General features: G+C 46.3%; 19 protein-coding genes. 8 read left to right on the top strand and 11 right to left on the bottom strand.

Translation table 11 applies throughout. The features are described from left to right. Positions 1-14 precede the first annotated feature (14 nt). Positions 15-2174: a fatty acid oxidation complex subunit alpha FadB gene (gene fadB, locus PATL_RS01035; RefSeq protein WP_011573137.1), complete on the bottom strand. Its 2160-nt coding sequence runs from the start codon at positions 2172-2174 to the stop codon at positions 15-17. 409 nt (positions 2175-2583) lie between these two features. Here fadB and PATL_RS01030 point away from each other — a divergent pair, with 409 nt between their 5' ends. The 4 genes from PATL_RS01030 (at position 2584) to PATL_RS01015 (ending at position 7349) form a co-directional block, all read left to right on the top strand. Next, positions 2584-4395 carry a lytic transglycosylase domain-containing protein gene (locus tag PATL_RS01030; RefSeq protein WP_232283277.1) on the top strand — a complete coding sequence of 604 codons (1812 nt, stop codon included), beginning with the start codon at positions 2584-2586 and terminating at the stop codon, positions 4393-4395. Positions 4396-4490: 95 nt separating this feature from the next. After that, complete coding sequence (gene pepQ, locus PATL_RS01025) at positions 4491-5822, top strand: Xaa-Pro dipeptidase (protein WP_011573135.1); 1332 nt, start codon at positions 4491-4493, stop codon at positions 5820-5822. A gap of 134 nt (positions 5823-5956) precedes the next feature. Beyond that, complete coding sequence (locus tag PATL_RS01020) at positions 5957-6913, top strand: SPFH domain-containing protein (RefSeq protein WP_006992346.1); 957 nt, start codon at positions 5957-5959, stop codon at positions 6911-6913. After that, entirely contained in the window at positions 6897-7349 is a 453-nt protein-coding gene (locus PATL_RS01015; protein ID WP_041714167.1) for an NfeD family protein, read from the top strand. Before PATL_RS01020 ends, PATL_RS01015 begins: the two co-directional genes overlap by 17 nt. A 31-nt stretch (positions 7350-7380) precedes the next feature. Here PATL_RS01015 and PATL_RS01010 read toward each other — a convergent pair whose 3' ends face one another. After that, positions 7381-7995, bottom strand: coding sequence for a glutathione S-transferase family protein (locus PATL_RS01010; protein ID WP_011573133.1), 615 nt, complete (start codon positions 7993-7995; stop codon positions 7381-7383). A 168-nt stretch (positions 7996-8163) separates the two neighbouring features. On the opposite strand from PATL_RS01010, the gene PATL_RS01005 reads away from it, so the two are divergent. Beyond that, complete coding sequence (locus PATL_RS01005; protein WP_011573132.1) at positions 8164-9276, top strand: hypothetical protein; 1113 nt, start codon at positions 8164-8166, stop codon at positions 9274-9276. Between the two features lie 86 nt (positions 9277-9362). Further along, complete coding sequence (locus PATL_RS01000) at positions 9363-11279, top strand: S9 family peptidase (protein ID WP_011573131.1); 1917 nt, start codon at positions 9363-9365, stop codon at positions 11277-11279. 74 nt (positions 11280-11353) lie between these two features. On the opposite strand, the gene pmbA is transcribed toward PATL_RS01000, so the two are convergent. After that, positions 11354-12679, bottom strand: a complete 1326-nt coding sequence (pmbA, locus tag PATL_RS00995; RefSeq protein WP_011573130.1) for a metalloprotease PmbA — start codon at positions 12677-12679, stop codon at positions 11354-11356. Between the two features lie 108 nt (positions 12680-12787). Here pmbA and yjgA point away from each other — a divergent pair, with 108 nt between their 5' ends. Further along, complete coding sequence (gene yjgA, locus PATL_RS00990) at positions 12788-13315, top strand: ribosome biogenesis factor YjgA (protein ID WP_011573129.1); 528 nt, start codon at positions 12788-12790, stop codon at positions 13313-13315. Positions 13316-13320: 5 nt separating this feature from the next. Then, a complete protein-coding gene (locus PATL_RS00985; RefSeq protein WP_011573128.1) occupies positions 13321-15756 on the top strand; it encodes a hypothetical protein in 2436 nt (811 codons plus the stop codon). Positions 15757-15855: 99 nt separating this feature from the next. On the opposite strand, the gene tldD is transcribed toward PATL_RS00985, so the two are convergent. From tldD to PATL_RS00945, 8 genes are read right to left on the bottom strand one after another with little or no spacing between them, the layout of a single operon-like run. Then, a complete protein-coding gene (gene tldD / locus PATL_RS00980; RefSeq protein ID WP_011573127.1) occupies positions 15856-17298 on the bottom strand; it encodes a metalloprotease TldD in 1443 nt (480 codons plus the stop codon). Then, on the bottom strand, positions 17291-18121 hold the full coding sequence (locus PATL_RS00975) for a carbon-nitrogen hydrolase family protein (protein WP_011573126.1): 831 nt from the start codon (positions 18119-18121) through the stop codon (positions 17291-17293). The genes tldD and PATL_RS00975 overlap by 8 nt, the downstream gene beginning before the upstream one ends. Then, positions 18114-22019: a YhdP family protein gene (locus PATL_RS00970; protein ID WP_011573125.1), complete on the bottom strand. Its 3906-nt coding sequence runs from the start codon at positions 22017-22019 to the stop codon at positions 18114-18116. The genes PATL_RS00975 and PATL_RS00970 overlap by 8 nt, the downstream gene beginning before the upstream one ends. Continuing rightward, a complete protein-coding gene (gene rng, locus PATL_RS00965; protein WP_011573124.1) occupies positions 22016-23479 on the bottom strand; it encodes a ribonuclease G in 1464 nt (487 codons plus the stop codon). The genes PATL_RS00970 and rng overlap by 4 nt, the downstream gene beginning before the upstream one ends. After that, entirely contained in the window at positions 23469-24047 is a 579-nt protein-coding gene (locus PATL_RS00960; RefSeq protein ID WP_011573123.1) for a Maf family protein, read from the bottom strand. The genes rng and PATL_RS00960 overlap by 11 nt, the downstream gene beginning before the upstream one ends. Positions 24048-24066: 19 nt before the next feature. Further along, the gene (mreD, locus tag PATL_RS00955; protein WP_011573122.1) at positions 24067-24543 is read right to left on the bottom strand and encodes a rod shape-determining protein MreD; all 477 of its coding nucleotides are present in this window, start codon (positions 24541-24543) and stop codon (positions 24067-24069) included. Next, a complete protein-coding gene (mreC, locus tag PATL_RS00950) occupies positions 24540-25400 on the bottom strand; it encodes a rod shape-determining protein MreC (RefSeq protein ID WP_011573121.1) in 861 nt (286 codons plus the stop codon). The genes mreD and mreC overlap by 4 nt, the downstream gene beginning before the upstream one ends. 50 nt (positions 25401-25450) lie before the next feature. Continuing rightward, complete coding sequence (locus PATL_RS00945) at positions 25451-26494, bottom strand: rod shape-determining protein (protein ID WP_006992360.1); 1044 nt, start codon at positions 26492-26494, stop codon at positions 25451-25453. Positions 26495-26663: the final 169 nt, after the last annotated feature.

Below are 26663 nucleotides of genomic sequence, written 5' to 3'. Positions count from 1 at the left end.
TCCTCTGGTGCAATTTAGGCTGATTGAGAAAAATAAGATTTACCTGAAGCGGCCATTTCGCGCACGCCGTCAGAAATCTGATAAATCGGACCTAAATCCGCGTATTTGTCGGCTAGAGCTACAAAGTTAGCCAAGCCCATGGTTTCGATGTAACGGAACACCCCGCCTCTAAAGGGAGGGAAGCCCAAGCCGTACAACAAGGCCATGTCAGCTTCTGCTGCACTGCCTACTATGCCTTCCTCTAAACAACGAATCGCTTCGTTTGCCATTGGGATCATGACTCGTGCAATGATTTCATCCGCGTCGAAGTCACGCTTGTCGGCGCAATGTGGTGCAAACAATTCGTACGCTTCATCAGCGGCTTTCTTCGCTGGGCGACCGCGCTTGTCTAGGCTGAAGTTGTAGAAACCTTTGCCGTTTTTCTGCCCTAAACGCTCAGATTTGTACAACAAGGTAACCGGATCGTTGTCAATTTTCTGCATACGCTCTGGAATGCCATCGGCCATGACGCTTGATGCGTGATCGGCGGTGTCCATGCCTACTACGTCAAGTAAATAAGCTGGGCCCATAGGCCAACCGAAGATTTTCTCCATGACTTTGTCTACTGCTACAAAGTCAGCGCCGTCCATAACCAATTTGCTAAAGCCCGCGAAGTAAGGGAACAACACTCGGTTTACCAAGAAACCAGGGCAATCGTTAACCACAATCGGGGTTTTACCCATTTTCAGGGTGGCTGCAACCACAGTGGCAATGGTCGCATCAGTGGTTTTTTCACCGCGAATGATCTCAACTAATGGCATTTTGTGCACTGGGTTAAAGAAGTGCATGCCGCAGAAGCGCTCAGGCTTTTCTAGGCTCTCTGCTAATTGGTTAATTGAAATCGTTGAAGTGTTAGAACAAATCACTGTGTCATCAGACACATTTTGCTCTGTCTCTTTAAGCACTATACCTTTGACTTTCGGGTTCTCAACAACCGCTTCAATAACCAAATCAACGTCTTTTATCGCTGAGTATTCAAGGGTCGGTACGATGTTATTCAAAGTGTTGGACATAACAGCAGGGGTCACTTTACCGCGCTGCATACCTTTACCTAAAATTTTCGCCGCTTCATTCAAACCAAGATCCAATGCGTCCTGGTTAATGTCTTTCATGATAACCGGCGTGCCTTTCACAGCTGACTGGTATGCAATACCGCCGCCCATGATACCTGCACCTAATACGGCCGTTTGCTTAACGTCTTTGGTTGAGGCTTTGGCTTGTTTTTTACCTTTGCTTTTCACTAACTGATCCGCAAGGAAGATACCCACTTGGGCCTTCGCTGCATCGCTTTTCGCTAGTTTGGTGAATCCTTGGTTTTCCAGCTCTAATGCACCAGCGCGGTCTAAACGGGCTGCGTTAGCAACGGTATCAACCATGGCATGAGGTGCTGGGTAATGCTTACCCGCTTGGGCGAATACCATGGCTTTGGCTGTTGAGAAGCTCATCATGGATTCATTTTTGTTCAGTTTAAGAGGCGCTTTCTTTTGGGCGCGACGTGCTTCCCAACCGAATTTCCCGTCGATAGCGTCTTGCAACATGCTAAGGGCAGCGTCACGCAATTTTTCAGGCGCAACTACGGCATCAACTGCGCCTTCAGCTAGCGCTTTGGCCGCTTTGCGGTCACGGCCTGTGGTCATCCACTCTAGCGCATTATCAGCGCCGATTAAGCGAGGTAAACGTACTGTGCCACCAAAACCAGGCATAAGGCCCAATTTCACTTCAGGCAAGCCAATGGCTGCTGTGGTGTCTGCAACACGCAGGTCACAGGCTAACGTCATTTCACAACCCCCACCTAGCGCAAAGCCATTAATAGCCGAAATCGTCGGGAAAGGTAAGTCTTCGAATCTATCGAACACCTGAGACGTTTTCGCTACCCAAGTTAATACTTCTTCAGCAGGCATATCGAATAAGCCAGTAAATTCAGTAATGTCAGCACCCACGATAAAGGTCGACTTATTCGAGCGCACCAAGACCCCTTTTACATCTGACTGACTTTTAAGGGCTTGAGTCGCTTCGTCAAGCTCGCTAACCGTTTGGCGATCGAATTTATTCACCGAACCTTGAGCATCGAATACAAGCTCTGCAATGCCGTTTGGCAACAGCGTTACGTTGAGGCTTTTGCCTTCATATATCATTATTTTCTCCTTTGGCTTTGGCCAGGATTGAGGGTATTAAACTGTATGACTGTTTAGATTTCGATCACCGACTTTCCGCTGCTGTCAGTGCAATCGTGAAGCAACGATTTGGTTAATATCTTAATATCAAAACAACAACTAATTTATAACAATTATCAAATTGGGGTACGTTGCCATAATTCAACTGGTCATGCCAGTTAAATATGTTGAAACTTAGGTTGTCCCTTAGCCCTGATTGCAGATATCTTATGGAAGTTATTTAACCAACGAATGAGGCAGGGTTATTCTGCGTATTCTCCATATTCTGTTGCTACTGCTGGTATGCTTTTCGTCTCAAGCAACGACAACTCTTTCTTCAGCAGAGCAAAAACTACAACATCAGCGTGAAATCTTCGTCGAAGCAGAATCATTGGCTAACAACCCACAAAGCGCTGATTACCAAAGGCTGGTTGCGCAATTAGTAGACTATCCTTTGCTACCGTATGTCCAGTTGAAAGCATTGATGAACAACATCAATAGAAAAAATGGTCCAGAAATAGAAGCCTTCTTAGGGAAATATGAAAATACCCCGCTGGACCGCTCATTACGCAAAAAATGGCTGCAATATTTGGCCAAGTCGCAACGCAAAACGGAATTTTTGGCCGCGTATACTAATATCGGCAACGCCCAACTAGCGTGTAAAAACATTGAATATCGCTTGTCAGACCCTGCTGAGCGCAAAGTCGCGTTAACCGAAGTACCCAGATTATGGATTGTGGGTCAGTCACAACCCAAGGAATGTGACTATGTATTTCGTGAATGGAAAAAAGAAGGTTTACTCACCAAAGACATGGTTTGGCAGCGCTTAGTACTTGCTGCCACTAGCGGCAAACACACGCTGGTGCCTTATTTACAAAAATTGCTACCAGAAAACGAACGCTATCTAGCTGACTTGTGGCTAGCAGTGCGCCGCGACGCTAGCTACGTGAGCCGTAGCTCGAAATTTCCTCACAAGTTAGTCAGCAAAGAAACCCAAATACTGATTTACGGTTTAAAGCGCCTAGCGTTTAGTCAGCCTGATTTAGCCTTAAAAAGCTGGTACGCGCTAGAGAAACGGTTTGCTTTTAGCGCTCCCCAGCGCAAGGCGATGACCGAGCGCTTCGCTATTGCTTTGGCGGTTGCTGATCACCCGCAAGCTGATTTGTGGCTTGATAAAGCCAGTGCAGATTCCACCGACATCGAATTATTTCGCTGGCATTTGGCCCACGTATTACGCCTTGGCAACTGGCAACATGCGCTCGAATTAATTGAATCAGCCCCGTCTGGCATCACCCAAGATTTAGCCTTTCAATATTGGCTTGGCCGCACTTACGAGCAGTTAGAGGCCGGTGATTTAGCACAACAGACCTTTAATAAATTAGCGGATCAACGTCACTACTACGGCTTTATGGCCAGCGGTAAACTGGCTAAGCAGCCTAGCTTGCATGACAAAACCTTAAATTTTAGCCCTGAGCAATTATTGGAGGTTGCCAATATGCCTCAAGCCAAACGCGCCTATGAGTTTTTGCAACTTGACCGAAGCTTGAGTGCAAGGCGCGAATGGTACGACTTACAACAAGGGTTAAACGAACAACAAAGTTTGATGGCGGCCGTACTGGCAGACAGCTGGAAGTGGCATGACCAAGCGATATTCACTTTTGCCCGAGTAGGCTATTTAGACGATTTGGAGCGACGCTTTCCAATCGCCTTTGATAAAAGCTTAATCAACAGCGCCAACAAAAACCAAGTCGACCCCGCATGGGCCTTTGCTATTGTGCGCCGCGAAAGCTCGTTTATGCCTGATGCTAATTCACACGCGGGCGCCCGGGGGCTGATGCAACTTATGCCAGGCACGGCTAACTACTTAGCCAAAAAGAAAGTGGGCGGCAGCAGCCTATTTGACCCTGAGCAGAACGTGGCTTTTGGCACCCAATACATGCGCTACCTAATGGATAAAATGGACAATAATCCGGTACTCGCTACGGCCTCTTATAATGCCGGATGGCGCAAAGTATTGGATTGGTTACCCGAGCGCGATGCCGTACCCATGGATATCTGGGTGGAAACGATTCCTTACAAAGAAACCCGTAACTATGTTAAAGCCGTAATGGCTTATAAACAAATATACGCCCAGCGCTTAGGCCAACCCAGTCAGGTGTTTAAAGAGTTGGTGGACATGCAGATAGCCCCTATACAGCAATAACTTTTAGTTACCTCAAGTAACCCTAGCTAGCGCGGTGATCCTGGGTTGTGGTAACGTAAAAGGATGAAACACCCAAGGGCAATGGACAACAAAAAATGCAGCAGCTAGCCGAACTTTATCCGCAACACATATCAGAATTACAGTCCCGCACCAAAGAAGCGTTATCGCGCGAGGGTATTGATGGCTTAATTATTCATTCTGGCCAAGCCAAACGCATGTTCTTGGATGACAACAATTATCCCTTTAAATGTAACCCGCAATTTAAAGCATGGTTACCGGTCATCGATAATCCTAATTGTTGGCTGATCGTAAACGGCAGTGACAAGCCCAAACTGATTTTTTATCGCCCTAAAGACTTCTGGCATAAAGTCCCCCCCGAGCCTAACGATTTTTGGGTTGAACAGTTCGATGTCGTGCTGCTCACTCAGGCTGATGCCGTTGAGAAACACTTACCTTATGACAGAAGCCGTTTCGCTTACATCGGTGAATATATTGAAGTGGCTAAAGCATTGGGCTTTGATTTAGTGAACCCTGATAGGGTATTAAACTATCTGCATTACCAGCGCGCTTATAAAACAGACTATGAATTAGTGTGTATGCGTCAAGCCAACGCATTGGCGGTGGCCGGGCACAACGCGGCAGCCGCGGCTTTCAAGGCCGGTAAAAGTGAGTTCGATATCAATCAAGCCTATTTAGCTGCTGTGCGTCAAAGCGATAACCAGGTGCCGTATAACAATATTGTGGCATTAAATGAGAACAGCGCGATATTGCATTACATGGAGCAAGACGTTGTTGCCCCAAGTGAGTCACGCTCGTTTTTGATTGATGCTGGTGCTAGTTTTCATGGTTATGCGGCAGATATCACCCGCACCTATTGCAACGGGAGTATCCCCAATAGCAGTCACTTTGCTGAATTAATTAACGGCATGCATCAGGTCACATTAAGCTTAGCGGATTCATTGAAGCCAGGTGTGCCATACAGCGACATACACATTGCCGCACACGCGCAAGTTGCCCAATTGCTGCATCAGTTTGACATTGTTAATCTGTCTCCCGACGATATTTTGGCCGAGCAAATAGTCAGTACCTTTTTCCCCCATGGAATAGGACATTTCTTGGGTTTACAGGTTCACGATGTGGCTGGCCATGTAGCGGATGATCGCGGCACGCCTAATCCGCCGCCCGCTGAGCACCCATTTTTGCGCACGACCCGTATGATTGAAGCGCGCCAAGTGTTTACCATAGAGCCTGGTTTGTACTTTATTGATAGCTTACTAGCGGATTTAAAAAGCACAGAGAAATCTAAATTCATTAACTGGGATGTTGTTGATACGTTTAGGCCTTTCGGCGGTATTCGCATTGAAGACAATATTATTGTGCATCGTGATAAAAACGAAAATATGACCCGAGACTTAGGCTTAAACTAGGCTCGCGACTGGAGCTTGTGTAGCGACTTGCCCCTTGCGTTAACTTGACATAAAAACAGAATTCAAAAATAAAAAAACTAACATAAGTAACATCAACGCTAGCGCCCACAGGGCATTTAAATAGGAAGAGATATATGGACGTTCTACTCAGTTATTTACTCTCAGTGCAAACATTGCTTTTAGTGTTTGTGATCGTGCTGCTCAAGTCTTCTATCAAATTTGTACCGCAAAACCGCGCTTACGTGATCGAACGTTTTGGTAAATATCAATCTACCAAGGAAGCAGGCCTAAATTTTATTGTGCCCTTCATCGACCAAGTGGCTGCAGATCGTTCACTCAAAGAAAAAGCCGTAGATGTACCCGAGCAAAGCGCGATCACTAAAGATAATATTTCCCTGTCGGTAGACGGCGTATTGTATTTTCGAGTGCTTGACCCGTATAAAGCCACGTACGGTATTGATGACTATGTGTTTGCGGTAACGCAATTGGCGCAAACCACCATGCGTTCTGAGCTGGGTAAAATGGAGCTAGATAAAACCTTTGAAGAGCGCGACATCCTAAACACCAATATTGTTGCGTCTATCAATGAAGCATCAGGCCCTTGGGGCATTCAAGTGCTGCGCTATGAAATTAAAGATATTGTGCCGCCGCTATCCGTTATGGAAGCCATGGAAGCCCAGATGAAAGCGGAGCGAGTAAAACGCGCCCAGATACTCGAATCAGAAGGTGACAGGCAAGCTGCCATCAATCGCGCTGAAGGTGAAAAGGCCTCAGTAGTACTCGCCGCCGAAGCGGATAAATCAGAAGCCGTATTGCGCGCTGAAGGTGAAGCAAAAGCGATTGTTGCGGTTGCTGCAGCGCAGGCTGAGGCGCTACGCCAAGTCGGTGAGGCCGCTGCAACGGAAGAAGGCCAAAAAGCCATTCAGCTGGACTTAGCCACGAAAGCCATTGAGGCCAAAGAGGCAATTGCCAAAGAATCATCCGTGGTGTTACTGCCAGATAGCGGCACTGATATCGCAGGCGTTGTGGCACAAGCCACCACCATTATTAACTCACTAAATCGAGCAAAACATGATGTGGCTAAGCGATAATTTAGGCATAGGCTTAATCAGCCTTGGCCTTTTGCTGTTAGCAATTGAAATTCTGGTGCTGGGGTTTTCCACTTTTGTGCTGTTTTTTGTGGGCTGTGCTGCCGTTATAACGGGCATTTTAATTCAATTTGGTATTGTGGCGGATACCGCCCTCAACGCGACCTTGTTTGTGTCGTTGATTACAGCAGTGCTCGCGGTATTTTTATGGAAACCCCTTAAAAATATGCAAAAAGACGTGGATCCCAAAAAAGCCAGTAATGACCTGATTGGCCACAGCTTTATACTTGCCACAGACACCAGCGCTGAACAACCGGCGATTTACCACTTTTCGGGGATAGATTGGCGCTTAGTCAGCGAGCACCCCATCACCAGCGGCACCAAAGTTGAGGTCATTGCTGTGGATGTAGGGCAATTTACTATTGCCCCCTGCGCCTAGGCGCTCGGCATTCAGTGCAAGGCTTTACCGCTTATGCTTTGCCCTTGCTTGCATCCATCGCGATGTAATTGGGCAAAGCCTCGATACGAGATAACCACGCCTGCACATTAGGGTACCGCGACAAATCAAATCCTCCTTCATGCGCGACATGTGTATAGCCATACAAGCTAACATCAGCCGCCGTGACACTCTGACCCGTTAAAAATGGTGTATGGGTTAACTGTGACTCCATGACAGCTAGCGCCTTGTGCCCACCCGCTTGCTTAGCTTCATACTCGGCTTTTTTACTCTCGGGCAAGCCTAGATATTTAGCAATAAAGCGCGCTACAGCAATATAAGGTTCATGGCTGTATTGTTCGAAAAACTGCCATTGCTGCACTTTGGCTAAAGCAAAGACGTCGCTTGGGAGTAAGTCACTGCCATTGGCCAAATAATTAATAATGGCGTTTGATTCCCATAAATGACGACCATCATCCAAAGCAAGCAAGGGGATTTTTCCATTGGGGTTCTTGGCTAAAAAAGCGTGGGCATTGGTGTCGCCGGCCAATATATCAACATGGATCCACTCGTGCTCAATATTCAATAACGCGCACATCAATTTCACTTTGTAGCAATTGCCAGATTGTGCATCCGCATAAATTTTCATCTTTAATTACCTTACACTTAATCAAAAATTGGGGCTGATAAAACTGGCTTTATACTCACCTTTAACGCTTGTAATTCTTTGCATAAATCCATATAAACAAACAAGAATATTAAACTTATGACCACAAGCGAAATGCGAAAGTAACCCACAATAGAGAAGAATGCACCTATGGCTGATCAACGCCCTTTGTTTAAACACATTAGAAATCACGATGCCTTGTTCTCTGAATTAGCTCTGTTGCGCAGTGAATATGTCACGCAATTAGGTTTGAACCATCATGAGTTTCACAAAACCCCTAAGTTCATTACCCCTGATGGGCGCCGCTTAACCATTGAACCAGAGCGCAGCATAGTCGTGCCGAATGTAGACGTGCTGAGAGGCGTTAAAAGCCAGCTTGAAAAAAGCATTGCGGGCTTTCATATTATCCCCAAAAGTGAAATTGGTTTTCGTTACCCGACCGCCGCAATTGCTGGCAGCGATGCGCCTTTTATCAAACGCTTTCGCTCTGAATTTTTTCATAAAGACGGTGAAAATCGCGACATTTGCCGCCCTATTAACTTGTCATACGGTATTAAAAGCCGCGGTAAAGCGGACAATCGTCAAGAATATGAAGTGTGGGTACAAGACGCGCATCTCGCCCAAGACCCGTCCCATTTATTTATCGATAAATACGGTGAGGACTTGCCTGATGAAGTACGCCAGTTCGCGTTAGAAGAGCCTGTTGTGCATGGTTGGATGGGCGTAAAGCGCGCGGCGTTTGAAGCCATTTACTATGTTCCCAGCCGCTTTGGCGATATCGCTGTGTGCGTGGGCTTATCCGTTGATGCTTACAATATCGGCGCGCGCCCTGATTTAGCTTATTCGGCGGAAATAGGCAGTTCAATTGCCAAGGGTAATGCTGAATTAGAATGGGAAGTAATGGGTTATTACGCCCCTATTGGCCAAGCCTTCGAACACGACCAAATTTGGCATGCCATCGATAGCACCATTGCTGCGATTGCAACGCCTTTAGAAAACACCTATCAAAACGATTTAATCGCCACTAATGAGAGTAAAACCGAGCGTATTTTAAGTACTGTTGCAGCGGTTGGCTCAACACCTAAGCAAATTGCCGCATGGAATTTAAAACCGTGGGAATTTTTAGAAACCAGCAGCGAACATCGTAAAAAAGCGCACGATCCAAGTCGTAGCGTAAATTTGCTAGGGCGCTTGAATCGTCTATTCTATCAAGACACGCAACCTTTGCCGTCGCTGAATAAAATTCACGACTTAATCGCCTAGGAACCGCGTGATTCAATATTGAGGGGAACCGTCCCTTCAATATTTGTGTACATCAATTTTAGATAAACTCATTAAGGATGATGAACATGAAAATGCTTTTTTTCATCACTTTGTTGTTTGCTCAATCATTACTAAGCAAAGAGTGGCCATACCCCCAAGATACCCCCCAAACTAAACCTATCAACATAGGTACAGCCAGCGATAGACCGTACGATATTTCACGCTTAATCCTGGCGCGAGGGCCATATAACGCCTCTCTTAATCCCCAAGGTACGATTGCCGCATATATGAGTGATGTTAGTGGTGCTCCGCAACTTTGGTTAATCCACATAAAAGATAAAAAAGTGACTCAATTAACCTTCGGTAATGGCATTACACATTATCTATGGCACCCCAATGGCAAAGAGCTCATTTATGGTGCAGACAACAACGGTGATGAGCGAGAAGCTTTCAATTTGATATCTATTGACGGCCTGCATGAAAAAATTGTGCTTCCCTTTACTGACGCCTACCGAGTTCCTGGGTGGTTTGATACCAGCGGGCGTCACTTTGCGTATTCATCAACTGAGCGCAACGGCCGAGACTTTGATATTTATGTTGTCGATTTTAATGCCCAGAGCAATAAGCTAACACCCCGTCTCATGTATCAAGCGGAGTATTTCTTTAGACCTCATCAATGGCAGCCGAACGGCGAACATCTTATTGTCACAGAAGCCGTAGGTGAAGACGGGGCGAATGTATATTTGCTTAACAACAGTAATGGCAAAATGTCCTCCGTATTCAAACCTCAGATACCTTCAAGTTATGGCAATTTTGTTTGGTCAGCCTCAGGTGAATCATTTTATTTTACGTCAAATGAAGGACAAGAGATGAATGCGTTACGCCAGTACGACTTGAGCTCTGCTACTGAGCGCACTTTATTTAGTGGTGATTACGATATTGAAAATGTACAGGTTTGTAAGCAAGGCACGTATTTGGTGTGGACAACGAATGAGAATGGCTTTGACAAGCTGCATATTTACCATTTACAACGTGATAACCAACAACAAATACCCTTACCCCAAGGGGTATACTCCCTTTCTTGCGCTGAACAAGGTAAAGATTTATTAGTCCGTATAACCGGCCCCGCTACGCCGGGGAGTCTGTATTTGGTAGATTTAACCAATCAGCAAACTGAACTGTTACTCGCACCTAACATGGCGGGTGTCGATAATGCAGAGATGTTATCTCCCATTGCAGTCAGTATGCCAGCACGGGACGGCGTAACCATTTTCGGATTATTATACTTACCAATAAGCAAACAAGACACCTCGCCTCCCATAATCTTCAACGTGCATGGCGGGCCAGCTTCACAATCTCGCGCCAGTTGGAAACCAGCTATCCAGTACTTACTCGGCAAAGGCGTAGCAGTACTCGATATAAACGTGCGAGGCTCGACTGGATTTGGAAAAACTTATGCTCAATTGGATAACCAAGAAAAGCGCTTAGATAGCGTACGTGATTTAGTGGATGCCTTGGCTTGGTTTAAAAAAGAAGGAACAGTCAACGTAGATCGCTCCGCGGTTATGGGTCGCTCGTACGGTGGTTACATGGTTAATGCCGTAATGGGGGCGTATCCTGATGCCTTCTCTGCGGGTATATCCATCGTTGGTGTCGCTGATTGGGTCACCGCATTGAAAACTGCATCACCTGCGTTGAAAGCCTCAGACAGGATTGAATATGGTGATATAAACGAGACACGTTGGCAGAAGTTTTATGCAGAAAACTCACCCATTAATACGGTGCATAAAATCAACGCACCGATGTTTTACGAGCATGGTGTTAATGACCCAAGAGATCCTGTTGCGGAATCAGACATTATGGTAAAAACGTTGAGAGAAAAGGGGTTGCCCGTTACCTATCTGCGCTTTCCAGATGAAGGGCATGGAATATCCAAAGTAGTCAATCAAGTTACTTTTTATCAGCAACTTGCCGACTTTTTACAAGTTCACTTAATTGATTAAAACAAAGGGCAACCACATTGCTGTGATTGCCCTTTATTTTTAATATCCGCTATTCATACCAAATGGCGTTGATACTAATCGCCAGCGACCTGCATGTTATCAATTAAGATAGAGCCAGTTTGAATGCTGCCGCGGCGTTCTATTTCTGAACCCACAGCAACGATATTTTTCAACATATCGGCCAGATTCCCCGCGATGGTGATTTCGTGCACTGGATATTGAATCACACCATTCTCGACCCAGAATCCCGCCGCACCGCGGCTATAATCGCCCGTGACCACGTTCACTCCTTGGCCCATCAATTCAGTGACTAACAACCCCGTACCAAGCTCAGCTAACATTTGCTTATCGCTTTGCCCCGTAGGCTTAATGAGCCAGTTGTGAATACCGCCAGCATGGCCAGTGGTTTGCATTTTCATCTTACGGGCAGAGTAACTGGTTAACAGGTATTGATTAAGGATACCGTCAGTGACGATCTCACTGTCTTTAGTACGCACACCTTCATGATCAAACGCTGAACTGGCTAAACCACGCATGATAAAAGGGCGTTCGCTGATGCTAAACCAGCTAGGCAGCACTTGCTCACCGAGTTTATCCACTAAAAATGACGATTTACGGTATAAATTGCCACCGCTGATTGCACTGATGAAATGCCCAATCAAACCAGAGGCAATTTCTTTGTCAAACAACACGGGAACTTTGGCTGTTTTGATTTGACGAGCGCCTAAGCGGCCTAAGGTAAACTCAGCCGACTCTTTGCCTATTTGCTCAGGGCTTGCCATAAGGTTTGCTTGGCGCTCAACGGTATAGCTGTAATCACGCTGCATATCGCCATCTTGTTCACCAATGACCACACAGCTCATGCTGTAGCGACTGCTGTTGTAACCCACATTTAAACCGTGGCTGTTACCGTATACCTTGGTGCCCAGATTCGCATTGTAAGACGCGCCATCAGAGTTGGTAATGCGCGGGTCGAATGCTAATGCAGCGGTTTCCGCTTTAATGACTTGCTCTATGGCAAAGTCAGTATCTAGCTCGATAGGATGAAACAGGTCAAGGTCTTGCGGCTCAAATGCCATCAATTCTTTGTCAGCCAAGCCAGAGCAGGCGTCTTCCCCTGTGTATTTAGCGATTTCGATGGCTTTTTCCACCGTTAAGCGCAACGCTTGCGGGCTCAAATCTGCGGTTGAGGCGCTGCCTTTGCGTTGCCCCTTGTATACCGTGATCCCTAAACCACCATCGTTGGTAAACTCGACTGTTTCTACTTCTTTTAAACGAGAGGAAACCGCGATACCGCGCACCTTTGACATGCTGGCTTCGGCTTGCGTGGCGCCTTTTTCCTTGGCCAGTTTAAGTACGTCTTCGACTATTTGTTGGATATCAGTTAATTGCTGCTGCATACACCCTTCATTATCAAACCAGATTACCCCGAGCGACTAACGACTAACTATATTAATCGCCAATACAAGGTTACAATATTTTCCTAGTGTACCATTAAAGACATTGTTATGGCCGTATCTCCAGATAAAAACGAATTCGAAGTAGAACAAGAAGACACACAACTGAGCAAGACTCAGATTAAAAATCAAATGAATGATTTGCAAAAGCTAGGCGTATCCTTAGTGGATCTCAGCCCCACTGCGCTGGCCAAAATTCCTATGGATCAGGAGTTACTCGACGCTGTAATGCTGGCGAGGCGTATTTTACGTAAGAAAGAAGGTTATCGTCGTCAACTTCAGTTGATTGGCAAGCTTATGCGCCACCGAGATGTCGCCCCTATCGAGCAAGCATTACTGCAAATTCAGGCTTCACATCAAAAAACCAATCAAAAATTTCATAAATTGGAGATGTTGCGCGATAACCTAATAGCCCAAGGTGATAGTGCAATCGAAGAAGTACTTGAAGAACATCCTATTTTAGAACGTCAAAAGTTACGCCAATTGGTTCGCCAAGCGGCAAAACAGCAAGCGGATAATAAACCGCCCAAGGCGGCTCGCGAGTTATTTAAGTATTTACAATCTTCAATAGACGGATAATAAATATGAGCAAACGGTTACCGATGTACGTAGTGTGGTTAGCGATTTTTACGCTAACCAGTTGTGGTGGCGGAGTCTCTGGGGAAAACGGCGACGACCCATTTGGCTCTGGAGGCAATTCAGGCGGCGACACATCTAGTTTTACCTTGGCGGTATCAACCTATGATGAACAATGCTCCACATCCACTCAAAGCTTTACCTCAGGCCAAGTAGCCTGCGTACAAGCCACTTTGATGCAAAACGGTAACCCTGTTGAAGGTGAAATTATTACCTTTTCTGGCACGCTTGGTACATTTTCCAGTACGACGAAACTGACTGATAGCCAAGGTGTCGCACAAATAGCGATTTCCAGTGAGAACAGTGAAGTAGGCGCAGCTGTGTTAACCGCTACCTTTGATGACAGCACGAGCAGCGAAAATTACGAATATTTAAGTGCTGATACCTTAACCGGCCAATCTGCCGTGGTTAACTTAGCGTTGCTTAACAGTGGTCAGGTAGTCAATCGTTTTCAGGCAGGTACTGACATTCAGCTGCAATCACAAATTCTCGATGAAAACGATGTGCCAATCCCAAGTGTTATCGTTACCTTTAGTGCACAGCGCGGCACATTAAACACCGATTCAGCGCTGACCGATAACAACGGCGTAGCGCAAGTCACCCTTTCGGCTGAAGATAGCGACATTGGTGCAGGTGTAGCAACAGCCACCGCTGTGGTTAACGATGTCGATTTAGCGTCGTCGTTTAATTACGAAATACAAGCTGCAGGCGCCATCTCAGAACAGATTATCCGTTTAGGTTACTTTGATGACAACGGCGTATTTATTGAAGGTCAACTAGGAGTCAGCACACGTAATAATGCCGGTGACGTGGAAATAAGTGCCGGTGGTACTTTGGGTGTTTCTATCGCGCTGGTCGATGAAAATGACCAACGTATTTTAACCCAAACCCCTGTTACCTTTAGCTCGAACTGTGTCACTGACGGTTTCGCCACAATCGACACGCTAGTTAACACGATAAACGGCGTGGCTAACGCCACGTTTGAAGACCAAAGCTGCGCAGGTGGAGACGGTAACACCGATTCTATTGTTGCATCTGTGGTAGTGAATAACGCAACCCTTAGTGTTTCTCAGGCGATTTCAATACAAGCAGAGTCCATTGGCTCATTGGCTTTTGTATCGGCTGAACCCAGCTCATTAGTGCTTCGCGGCACGGGAGGTCAAAACAGCTCTACGGTTTCAACTTTGGTATTTCAAGTAAATGGTGCGCTGGGTAATCCACTAGCGCAACAAGCAGTGTCGTTTAGCTTAAACACGCAAACTGGCGGTTTAACACTCTCTTCGGCTACTGGCCTCACCAACTCGCAGGGTCAAGTGAGCACGCGCGTAACTGCGGGCGACGTACCAACATCGGTGCGAGTAACCGCCGAAGTAGAAACTGAATCAGGCGAGACTATCATCACCCAGTCTGACCTATTGTCGGTTAACACGGGCTTACCTGACCAAAACAGCATGACCATTTCCGCTGATAACCTCAACCCAGAAGCGTTTGATATAAACGAGCAAGAAGTGAATCTAGTGGTACGTTTGGCAGATACTTTCAACAATCCGGTGCCTGATGGTACCGCAGTCAGCTTTACCACTGAGGGTGGCTCTATCGACGGCAGTTGCACTACAGTGTCCGGCGCATGCGCTGTAACCTGGTTGAGCGCGAATCCTAAGGTGCCTGACCACCGTATCACTATTTTAGCGACCGCTATAGGCCATGAAACCTTATTTGATAGCAACGGTAATAATTTCTACGATGATGACGATGGTGCAGGTTTTAATGACAACACGGACAATGGCTTGTCGACCAGTCTGTATGGGCAAACCGGCTTTGTGGACATCAGTGAAGCCTGGCGCGATGACAACGAAAATGGCATCCGCGATGCGGGTGAGATATTTCTTGATTACAACGCCAACGGTAGCTTTGATTCAGCCGACAACCTCTTTAACGGCCCTCAATGTTCAGGCAGCAGTTGCGGCACGGGTGATGCGAATACCATGCATGTGCGCCGCGCCTTAGTGTTGGTCACATCAAGCTCCGCAGCGCAAATCGATATTATTGATAACAGCGCCGCCGTCATTGCCAGCAACTATCAAACATCAACAGCGGCAACGGCTATACCGCGCGACACCAGCCAAACCTTTACGGTTGTTTTTGCAGATACCGCGCGCCAGCCTATAGCGAGCGGCTCCACGGTTGTTGTCAATTCAAGTGCGGGGCAACTCAATGGTCAAACAAATTTAACCATGCCCAGCACCTCGGTTAATGCGGCATCGCAAGCGATCTTCACCCTAGAGAATGATGTATCTGAAGCAACACAAGCTACATTGAGCGTAACGATCACCTCCCCTAGCGGCCTTGAATCTACGACCAACACGATAGTGACGTTGAATTAATCTTGTAACAGTCTACAGATACAAAAATGGCGCGATATGCGCGCCATTTTTTATTGCTTGGAAAGTCGTTGTTTAAAAAAATAACAACTCGGTAATTAGCTAGGCTGTACCGCCTACGGTTAGTTCATCCACTTTAAGTGTAGGCTGGCCAACCCCCACTGGCACGCTCTGGCCATCTTTTCCACACACGCCAACGCCTTTATCTAGCGCTAAATCGTTACCCACCATAGAAACCTTTTGCATGGCTTCTGGGCCGTTGCCGATCAGTGTAGCGCCCTTAATCGGCTTAGTGACCTTACCATTCTCAATGAGATACGCTTCTGAGGTAGAGAACACAAACTTTCCTGAAGTAATGTCTACTTGACCACCACCAAAGTTGGGTGCATAAATTCCATTCTTGATGCTGGCAATAATTGCTTCTGGCTCATGTTGCCCACCCAACATATAGGTGTTGGTCATGCGCGGCATAGGCAAATGTGCATATGACTCACGGCGACCGTTACCAGTAGGCTTAACACCCATCAAACGCGCATTGAGTTTATCTTGCATATAGCCAGTCAGAATGCCGTCTTTGATCAATACATTGTACTGGCTTGGGGTGCCTTCATCATCGACCGACAACGAACCACGGCGATTAGCCAATGTGCCATCGTCCACTATGGTGCAACCTGCTGAAGCAACTTGCTCCCCCATGCGCCCGCTAAATGTCGATGCGCCTTTGCGGTTAAAATCTCCTTCAAGCCCATGCCCTACTGCTTCATGTAATAATACTCCTGGCCAGCCACTGCCTAACACCACCGGCATTTGACCTGCAGGTGCGGCCACTGCGCGCATGTTTACCCGCGCCATATGAATGGCTTCGTCAGCAATTTGTTCGTAAAGTGGGCGCCCATCAGCTTGGCTTAGGAAATATTCATAGGCATAACGGCCACCCGCGCCTGAGCTACCACGCTCGCGACGAGCGTCTTTTTCCATTAACACGGAACAGTTCAAACGTACTAATGGGCGAATATCAGTGCAAAACGTACCGTCGGTAGCAGCAATTAACACTTCTTCGTAAACACCACTGATGCTCACAACCACTTGGCTTAGTGCGCTTTCTTGCTGGCGAATGTAGTTATCAACCGCACGTAAAAGGGCTATTTTTTCTTCGTCTTGCATACCTAAAATAGGATTGTCAGCATGGTACTTAGGGTCAACCTTGCTGTTTTTAAGGCCTGTCACTTTGTGCTTGCCCCCCGCACTTGCAATGTTGCGCGAGGCTTTTGCCGCTTGCATCAACGCTTCTGGGTTGATGTCATCAGAATAAGCAAACCCGGTTTTTTCGCCACTAACAGCACGCACACCTACACCGCGCTCGACGTTATAGCTGCCATCTTTAATGATGCCGTCTTCGAGCACCCACGTTTCGTGCTGGCTGGCCTGAAAATACAGATCAGCAAAATCATTATCATGTTGATAAATGGCATCTAACGCGTTTGCAAGATGGTCTCTGTCGAGGTTAGCGGCAGTAAGCAGGTTTTGTTCAACCAGATTAGACAAGGTAACTCCTGAATTTATTATGGGCATAGACCGGCATATCCCGGCGAATTCTATTAAGTATGGCAGGTTCTAGCTGAGCGTTGATCACACCGACGGACTGCGGTAATTCAGCTAAAGTTTCACCCCAAGGTGAAATAATACAGGAATGACCATGGGTTTGTCTCTGATTGGCGTGCACACCAGTTTGCCCAGCTGCTACCAAATAGCATTGATTTTCGATTGCGCGAGCGCTTAACAAAGCCTGCCAATGTGCTTCACCCGTTTTTTGAGTGAATGCCGCGGGCAGTGCTATCACGTCTAACGCTTTGTGTTCAGCCATGGCTTGAAATAACCCTGGAAAACGCACGTCGTAACATATTGCTAAGCCTAAATGTCCAAATGGCGTGTCTGGCACACTCACAAGTGTGCTGCCCGCTTGCGTGTACTTAGACTCACAATAGGTCTTAGTGTTGTCTGCGACCTGCACGTCGAACAAGTGAATTTTTTGATATTCAGTCACCCGTTCGCCAGCATCATTGATTAACAAGCAAGATGCGGTAAATTTATCTGGGTTTTCACTTTTTAACGGCATACTGCCAGCCACTAGCCACACACCATATTGCTTGGCCATACCCATTAGGCGCGCCTGTATTGGGCCGTCACCCAATGACTCAGCAATACTCAATAAGGCCTTATCGCCGCCGCCAAAACAGGCGAAACATTCAGGCAATACCACCAAGGTAGGCTCGTTTACCGTTAATTGAGCCAATTGTTGTTCAACAAAATGCAGGTTTTCTGTGACATCAGGTGTGGATGTCATTTGCAGGGCGATAAGATTAGCCATCGGATACCTCCAGCGCTACGCGCTCTTGATCTATCTCTTGTGGGAAGCTTATATCTGTATTGTGGCCATTAGGGTCTATTGCAAGGCCAACATTTGGCGTATCAACCGGCGCTGGGGCAGTTTGTGCCGGCAAGCGAATTTCTTTACTGTCACGCTCCAACTCTTCTAATTTAGGGTCGTCTAACGTGCCCGTTAAAGAGAATTTAATATTGGATATGACCTTGGCTGACGTCAGTACCTGATCCAGTGCTAAAGCGGCCAATGCGGTTGCTGGATTAACCATATAAGCGACGATAAGCGGCAAACTGGATGTCACTTTAGGGGCAAACGCAATGTTGTAGTTTACCTCTCGGGTGTTCAAGTTGGTGTACCCTTGCATAGTGATTTCACCCGCGCCGCCATCTACCACGGTATCGCGGGTATCGACTGTGCCTTGGGCCACCTGAAAACTGCCTTTCATTTTGTCGTAAAAGAAGCCTTGGGCAAATACATCACGAAAGTCTAGGCGCAGCTTTCGCACCAGCGACTCCAAGCTCAACAAGCTAAATATCCGTGAGCCTTTGTCTGTTACCTCAGTGAGATAACCATCGCTCAAACGCCAATCAATATCGCCATTTAAGGTAGCAAAATCAAACTCAAACGGGGCGCGCTGCCAATCTAAATTGAATTTAGCTGAGGCTTTTGAGTCTTTAATACCTGAGTCAAACTCGAAACCTTTTAGAAATAAACCAAAGTCTGAACTGCTAAATTCACCTTCGATCTTGGTTTGGTTGCCGCGTGGGGTAAACAACCAATCACCACTTGCGTAAAACAATCCGTGGTCGTTATTTAAACGCAATGAATCAATGTGCATACCGTTGGCGGCGCGTGATAATTTGAAGTCGACTCTACCCAAGTCTTTGTCTTCAAAACGACAGCGTTCACATAAAAACTCGACTGGCGGTAAGGTTTCGAGCTTAGGTTCAAACTCCACAGCCTTGCCTTCGCTTTTCTCCCAACCGGCCAAATCTAGGTAATCAGCTGAAATAGTAATGCCTCTGGCTAACCAGTCTTTATAGAGTGATACATTGGCCCTGACTTGCTTGGCGTTGACGTTTATTTGCCAACTGTCATTAGTGTTTTTGGTGACAGCTTCTAAGTCTGTTAATTGCTGAGAAGCCACAGTGGCACTATCAGCATTTAGAAAAATACGCTGTGGCTCGCCAATAAAGGGCTTTTTGTTGGGGTCTGAAGCGATACCTGATTCATCGCCTGTTAAATCATGCAGTAAAGAAGAAATAGCATAATACCAATTATCAATGTTCACGTAGGGTAAGTTCATAGCAACACTGAAACCTAACCCCATGGGCATATCCAATGATTCACCTATGGCTAAATGGGCCCGGGAAAATTGCATCGTTTCATAAGGCAATACCCCATCAAAGTTGACTTGTGAACCCATTTTCAAATTGACCGTTGATGCAGTCTCATCGCCGGAAATATCCAAGGTAAGCGGCTTGTTTTGATTCACCGTTTTGTTAAGCGGTTCAGGCAGCTGCGAGCCAATGCCCTGTAATCCAGAATACACGCTGGCCTGATAACGAAAGCCATCTTCGGGCAAGGTCAGCCTGACATTCGCTTGCCACGGCGACTTACCATCTAAATAACTGGCCAAACTAGGCACGAACCGTTTAACCAAGGGTTTAACCTTCCAATCGCCTAGTAGATCGATACTCGCTAAGTAGCCCTCTTTGCCCTGGCGACCACTAAAATCGACCTCAACTGGCTGGTCAAATAGTTGCGCTTGCAAGCCGCTCATATCAACCACTTCATTTTTAAAAGACACCTGCCCTTTAGCGTGGGTTAAATTCATGTCAACCCGAGGTACATAAACACGGTTGTCAGCTAAGTGCACCACGCCGCTTGCCACAACATCCTTGCCTGATAGAGGAATAACCAAATTCAGGTCTACATTAAGCGCATCACTGACTTGCACTTCATCAAGGACCTTGCCCAAACTGCTGGCAAGACTACTGCGTTTCATTAACTCGTTAACCTGAGTGCCAAGAGCTGAGCCTTGCGCATCAATGGTTAGCACGGCTCCCACATCCAGATCTGGTATATCTGCTGATAACCCAGACAAGTTTACATCTAGTAACTTGCCTGCATTCGCTTGCATAAATAAACCTTTGTTTTCGAACAACAGGTCAATGTTCAAGTCATTTAGTTGCGGCCAATCTTCAGCGAACTCGAAACTCGCGTCTTCCACCCCAACAGTAATTTGAAATACACCTTGATTATTAGCGTAAGGGAACTGGCTTAATTCTCCATTCCAAAGAATTTTTGCGCCGTTAACGTACCCAGCCTTAAGGGCTCTTTGCAAATACGCTTTGGTATCTTTACCCATCACGACACCAGGTAAAAGTTGATTCACTTGTGCTACATCTAATCCACTAATCGTGCCGCTGAGCGCAAGATAACCGGTGTTACTTTCATACCGCAGGTGTTGATCTATGTTTAGCCAATCATTGCCTAACTTCAGTTTCGGCGCATATAGTTCGATACCTTGGTCAAGAGACTGAATATACATATCAAGGTCAACCCGCTGAAATTCAATATTTCGGTCGACTATGTTGTCCATTTTCCACTGGGAATTGCGCCCACGAATTTGCACTCGGCCCATGTCGTTGTGCCAGTTTACGTTTAACTCAAGATTATCTACCCCAGGCACATTGCCGCTTTGCTGCCAGCCAATTTGGCTTAGATTCACTTGGGCATAGGTATCCGATTTATCAAATTTCACATTGAATTTGTTCAAAGTGGCATTAGGCGAAAGGTCCTTTAGAAGGTTGAAATCGACCGGGTTCAAAACAAGTGGTAGCAAGGGGGTAATAGCGGATAAGTCTACTCGGTCTGCATTTTGTATATGTACTTGCCCTTGGTGGTTAATTTCGCCATACCAATTGGATGTTTGCGTGCGCTCATTAGCTTGTAAGGCAAGGTCGTATAAATTGAAAACCCAACCGTCGTTACTGGGCTCAGCATTGAGTTGCCCCCCCAATATCGCTGCTGTGATTTCGGCATCTTCGTTTTGCCATACAAAACGGCTATCGGCCAAATCAAGCTGAGCATTTTTGATGTCGCCGTCTTGGATACTCGCCCACACAACAAAGTTGCCCCGACTTTCAACCAAGTCGTAACGGGTCGCCAGCCATTGATTTATCCAAGGGGATAAATCTACTTCGTGCGCTCTGGCATAAAAAGTACCGTTAAGGGAGTCTTTGTCACCGCGTAGGTCTAAGGTAAATGACGCGGAGTTACTTGCTAGCTCTTCGACCTGCAATTCACCGACGCCTTGATGATGAAGCCCGCTGTTACTCCATAGCAACTGATTAACCAACACGACTTGCTGGTCGTGCGCGGTGCTGATTTCAAACTGACTATCACTTACAGAAAACGATTGAAGTTGCTCTAGAAACAACTGCTTCAAGGCCGATACAACAGGAAAGTCACTACCTTCTTTGTTCATCAAAGTGACATCAACCTTAACGTTCAGGCCGTTTAAGTCAAAGCGCTGAGAGCGGATCTGACGCCCCAATATTGAGCCCCAAAAATCCAGTTCGATGATGGTTTTTTTAATATCTAAACTAAGGGGAGATTGAGCATTTTGTACCAGCTGCAGGTCTTCAAGCACAATCGCTGGGCCTGCACCTTTCCACTGCGCCGTGATAGTGCCGATGTTAATTTCGACCCCATATCGACCCTCGACCCATTGCTCTAAACGATGTTTTTGCCCGTCCATGTAGGGCAACGTGTAACGCACAACACTGATGGCCACGGCCACCAGCACCAACAAAATAGCAGCGCAAGTCCATAGTTTTTTAATAATATAAGCGGCATAAAAAGAGCCTGACCTCACATCATTACCACATCGTATTTATCTTGGTTGTATAGCAACTCTGTATGCACCTTTATTTGTTTAGAAACAAAGACTTCAAGCTCAGCGAGCATGTGTGATTCTTCGCCTAACAAGGCTTCGACCACAGACGGTGCCGCATAAACGACAAATTTGTCTGCATCATAGGCACGATTCACTCGAACAATTTCACGCATGATTTCAAAACACACGGTTTCTACTGTTTTTACCGAACCGCGTCCCTTACATACTGGACATTCACCACACAGAATATGTTCCAAACTTTCCCGTGTTCTTTTTCGAGTCATTTCGATTAAACCCAGTGCGGTAAAGCCGTGAATATTAATTTTAGCTCGGTCTTTACTGGTTGCACTTTCGAGGCTGTGAATAACGCGCCTCTTATGATCAGCATCAGCCATATCAATAAAGTCGATTAAGATCATCCCGCCAAGGTTGCGCAAACGAAGCTGACGCGCAATCGCAGAGGTGGCCTCAATATTAGTGTTAAATATGGTTTCTTCTAAATTACGGTGCCCAACAAATGCTCCAGTGTTGATATCGATGGTGGTCATGGCTTCGGTCTGATCGATGATAATATAACCACCCGATTTCAAATCGACCCGTCGCTCTAAAGAGCGCTGCGATTCGTTCTCAACGTCGTATAAATCGAAAATAGGTCGATCCCCTGGGTAGTACTCTAATAAGCGGTGTAGCTCGGGCACATACTCACGGGTAAACTGCTGTAACTCATGAAAAGACAATTTAGAATCAATACGAATTCGGTCAAGCTCAGTCCCGACAAAATCACGTAACACGCGTCGTGCTAGGGGCAAATCTTCATATAATATATGGGTTTTCTTTTTCATCCGTGAACGGATCTTTTCCCATAGACGACGCAAAAAATCAGCGTCTTGGCGCAGCTCTTGGGCTTTCACGCCTTCGGCAGCAGTACGTAAAATAAAGCCGCCATTTTCACTACAATATTCTTGTACCAAGCTCTTTAAACGCTCTCGCTCGGCTTCATCTTCAATACGCTGGGAGACACCCACATGCTCAACGCTAGGCATGAACACCAAATACCTTGATGGAATAGTGATATCTGTGGTTAAACGTGCGCCCTTCGTGCCTATTTGATCTTTGACGACCTGCACCACAATATTCTGACCATCACGCACAAGCTCACGTATGTCACGTTTTTCTAGGTGGCTCGATGACACTTCATCTTCTACTTCGCTATGAATGGCAATATCCGAAGCGTGTAAAAAGGCAGCTTTGTCTAAGCCGATATCTACAAAAGCGGCTTGCATACCCGGCAAGACTCTACTGACTTTACCGCGATATATATTGCCTACCAAGCCACGCTTGGTATGACGTTCAATGTGAACCTCTTGCAAAATACCATTTTCGATAAGGGCCACGCGAGACTCAGAAGGGGTAACATTAATTAATAGTTCAGCACTCATGGGCTAGGCTCATCCGAGAAAGTAGTTGATTCGTTTCGTACAAAGGTAATCCGACAACAGCGCTATAACTACCCTTTATATGGGTAACAAATTTTCCGCCTATGCCTTGAATAGCGTAGCTACCCGCTTTATCGCGTGGCTCACCTGTTTGCCAATATTCTTCTATCTGAGACGTGGTTAAATCACAAAAAGTCACATCTGTTTTCACCAATATACTCTCACATTGATCGCCAGAAGTGATGGTTACTGCGGTAAACACTTGGTGTTTTTGACCTGAAAGTCGCTGAAGCATACGCCTAGCATCATCGAAATTTTCCGGTTTACCCAACACTTGTTCATGAATGACCACAACTGTGTCGGCGCCTAGTGCAAGTCGATTTTCTGCTATATCTACACTTGCTTGCCAACCCGCTTGCGCTTTTTGTTTTGCTAAGCGTTGCACATAGATTTCTGGCGTTTCACCAGGGAGTATTGTTTCGTCAATATCCGCGCTTAAGGTGGTAAAAGGCACACCGATTTGACTAAGTAACTCAGCGCGGCGGGGTGACTGAGAAGCTAAAATAAGCATAACTGATGTCTGGTGGGGCTCAGCTCAAACGAAACTGACGGCGAACCCGACGTAGTAACCAAAATATCCATGGCCAAATTACCATAGAGGTAATCACAGGCCACATGTAAGTAAGCATGAAATAGATGTCGGTTAATAAATGCATTAACCAAAATACCACTAAATTATAAAGCGCACATAAAATACCGATCACAACCGCTTGCTGCCAAACCGAATAATTTCGCAAACGCTGATAATTGGCTGCAAGTACGAACACACTCAAGCTCATGGCAAAGCTGTGTACGCCAATACTGGTGCCTAACAATATATCGAGTACTAAACCAACGATAAAAGCAACGCCTACATTGACGCGTTCAGGCAGGGCAAGCGCCCAATACCCTAGGACCAAAAACACCCAGTCGGGACGATACTGTTCAACTATGGCCGGCATCGGCATAATTTGCAGCACCAAAGCCACTATAATACTCAGACCGATGGTATTGTTTCTTAGTTTCATTGTTCTGCATCCGGAACAGACTGCTCTGGCCCTACAAGATTATTTGGCCACAACAAGAGTAAGTATTTCAGACGATCCAGCAGCGCCACTGGCTCAGCATTGACCTGAGCAAAAGGGCGTCCTTCATCGCGGACAATCGAGGTAATTCTTGCCACCGGATAGCCTTCAGGAAATACATTGCCCAAACCAGATGAAAGCAGCAAATCGCCTTCTTCAATATCAGCGCTGTGGGGAACATGCTGAATGATTAACTCGTTTAAGCTCCCTGAGCCCGAAGCAATCATGCGTATGTTGTTTCTGGCAACACGCACAGGAATGGCATGAGTCACGTCCGAAATCAGCAATACGCGGCTGTTGGTCGAACCGACCTGCATAATTTGTCCTACGATCCCTTTATCATCAATAACGGGTTGGCCTTCATACACCCCTTGAATGGCACCGCGGTCAATAACGATTTGGTGACTATAAGGGTTGTTATCTACCGCCATTAATTCTGCCACTTCTTTACGAATATCGCCGCGCACTGGGGTGTTCAGAAGACGGCGTAAGCGGTCGTTTTCTTCTTGCAGCAAAACAAAACGCTGCAACTTGCCATTAAGCACAACGGCATCGTGTTGTAGCTCAGCATTTTCTTCAAGTAATTGCTGATGCGACACCAAACGACTAGCACTGGCGTTGAGCATTTCGCTAGGTAAGTTAGCTAGATATTGAATGGGGCTGACCACAGAGTTGAGGTAAACACGGGTTGTGGCGAAGCCATCAAAGACATGATCAAACACGATTAATCCGGCTGATAGCGCAAGGGCAAAAACCAGTTTAATGTGTAACGATGGACCACGCAGAAAAATCGAGTTCATATGAAATGTAAAAGCGGCTAATGCCGCTTTTTAGTATCCTTTACTTGGGGTTACTCGTAGCTAAATAAATCGCCACCGTGCAAATCGATCATCTCGAATGCTTTACCACCACCTCGTGCCACGCACGTCAAAGGATCATCAGCAATCACTACTGGTATGCCAGTTTCTTCCATTAACAAGCGATCTAAATCTTTGAGTAAAGCTCCACCACCTGTTAATACCATACCCCGTTCTGAAATATCAGACGCAAGTTCAGGAGGAGATTGCTCAAGCGCCACCATAACGGCAGAAACAATTCCACTTAATGGTTCTTGCAACGCTTCTAGAATTTCATTGCTGTTAAGCGTGAAACCTCGAGGTACGCCTTCGGCTAAGTTACGGCCACGTACTTCAATTTCTTTCACTTCTTCACCAGGATAAGCAGCACCAATCTCGTGCTTAATACGCTCGGCTGTGGCCTCACCAATAAGTGAACCAAAGTTACGGCGAATATAGCTGATAATGGCTTCATCGAATTTATCACCACCGATACGAACCGATGACGAGTAAACAATACCGTTCAATGAGATGATCGCTACCTCAGTAGTACCACCACCAATATCGACTACCATAGAGCCGGTCGCTTCTGATACGGGTAAACCCGCGCCAATCGCTGCTGCCATAGGCTCATCAATAAGATAAACCTCACGCGCGCCAGCACCTAATGCCGACTCACGGATCGCACGACGTTCTACCTGTGTAGAACCACAAGGTACACATACGAGTACGCGAGGGCTAGGGCGCAAAAAGTTGTTGTCGTGCACTTGCTTGATAAAATGCTGTAGCATTTTCTCAGTCACATAAAAGTCAGCAATAACACCGTCTTTCATGGGTCTGATGGCTTTTATGTTGCCAGGAGTACGTCCCAACATCCGTTTTGCTTCACCACCGACAGCCGCTACACTTTTAGGACCACCTGCACGCTCTTGCCGAATAGCAACAACGGAAGGCTCATTTAGTACAATTCCCTGATCCTTTATATAGATAAGCGTATTTGCTGTACCGAGGTCAATAGATAAGTCGTTGGAAAACATTCCTCGAAGCTTTTTGAACATTGAAAAACCGCAACCTGTTTGATATGAGAGATAATCCGCTAACTTTACCAATGCCCCCCGTCTTGGGCAAGTAAACACCTCATTTGACGCAATAAAAAGTGAAGAAACCTTAGTTTAATTGAGGTTTAGCTAACAAATTTTTATCAAGTCGCCAAAAAAGAACGAATAT

Origin of the sequence: Paraglaciecola sp. T6c (assembly GCF_000014225.1) — a bacterium.
Lineage (GTDB): Bacteria > Pseudomonadota > Gammaproteobacteria > Enterobacterales > Alteromonadaceae > Paraglaciecola > Paraglaciecola atlantica_A.
The sequence above is the reverse complement of the archived record's forward strand: the minus strand, read 5'-3'. Positions and strand labels throughout refer to the sequence as shown.

Coding starts and splice junctions, on each gene's coding strand:
- PATL_RS01005 (WP_011573132.1), top strand. CDS start 8,164: ATGGCTGATCAACGCCCTTTGTTTAAACACATTAGAAATCACGATGCC.
- PATL_RS01020 (WP_006992346.1), top strand. CDS start 5,957: ATGGACGTTCTACTCAGTTATTTACTCTCAGTGCAAACATTGCTTTTA.
- pmbA (WP_011573130.1), bottom strand. CDS start 12,679: ATGCAGCAGCAATTAACTGATATCCAACAAATAGTCGAAGACGTACTT.
- PATL_RS00945 (WP_006992360.1), bottom strand. CDS start 26,494: ATGTTCAAAAAGCTTCGAGGAATGTTTTCCAACGACTTATCTATTGAC.
- pepQ (WP_011573135.1), top strand. CDS start 4,491: ATGCAGCAGCTAGCCGAACTTTATCCGCAACACATATCAGAATTACAG.
- rng (WP_011573124.1), bottom strand. CDS start 23,479: ATGAGTGCTGAACTATTAATTAATGTTACCCCTTCTGAGTCTCGCGTG.
- PATL_RS01010 (WP_011573133.1), bottom strand. CDS start 7,995: ATGAAAATTTATGCGGATGCACAATCTGGCAATTGCTACAAAGTGAAA.
- yjgA (WP_011573129.1), top strand. CDS start 12,788: ATGGCCGTATCTCCAGATAAAAACGAATTCGAAGTAGAACAAGAAGAC.
- mreC (WP_011573121.1), bottom strand. CDS start 25,400: ATGAACTCGATTTTTCTGCGTGGTCCATCGTTACACATTAAACTGGTT.
- fadB (WP_011573137.1), bottom strand. CDS start 2,174: ATGATATATGAAGGCAAAAGCCTCAACGTAACGCTGTTGCCAAACGGC.
- PATL_RS00975 (WP_011573126.1), bottom strand. CDS start 18,121: ATGGCTAATCTTATCGCCCTGCAAATGACATCCACACCTGATGTCACA.
- PATL_RS01015 (WP_041714167.1), top strand. CDS start 6,897: ATGTGGCTAAGCGATAATTTAGGCATAGGCTTAATCAGCCTTGGCCTT.
- PATL_RS00960 (WP_011573123.1), bottom strand. CDS start 24,047: ATGCTTATTTTAGCTTCTCAGTCACCCCGCCGCGCTGAGTTACTTAGT.
- PATL_RS00985 (WP_011573128.1), top strand. CDS start 13,321: ATGAGCAAACGGTTACCGATGTACGTAGTGTGGTTAGCGATTTTTACG.
- PATL_RS01000 (WP_011573131.1), top strand. CDS start 9,363: ATGAAAATGCTTTTTTTCATCACTTTGTTGTTTGCTCAATCATTACTA.
- mreD (WP_011573122.1), bottom strand. CDS start 24,543: ATGAAACTAAGAAACAATACCATCGGTCTGAGTATTATAGTGGCTTTG.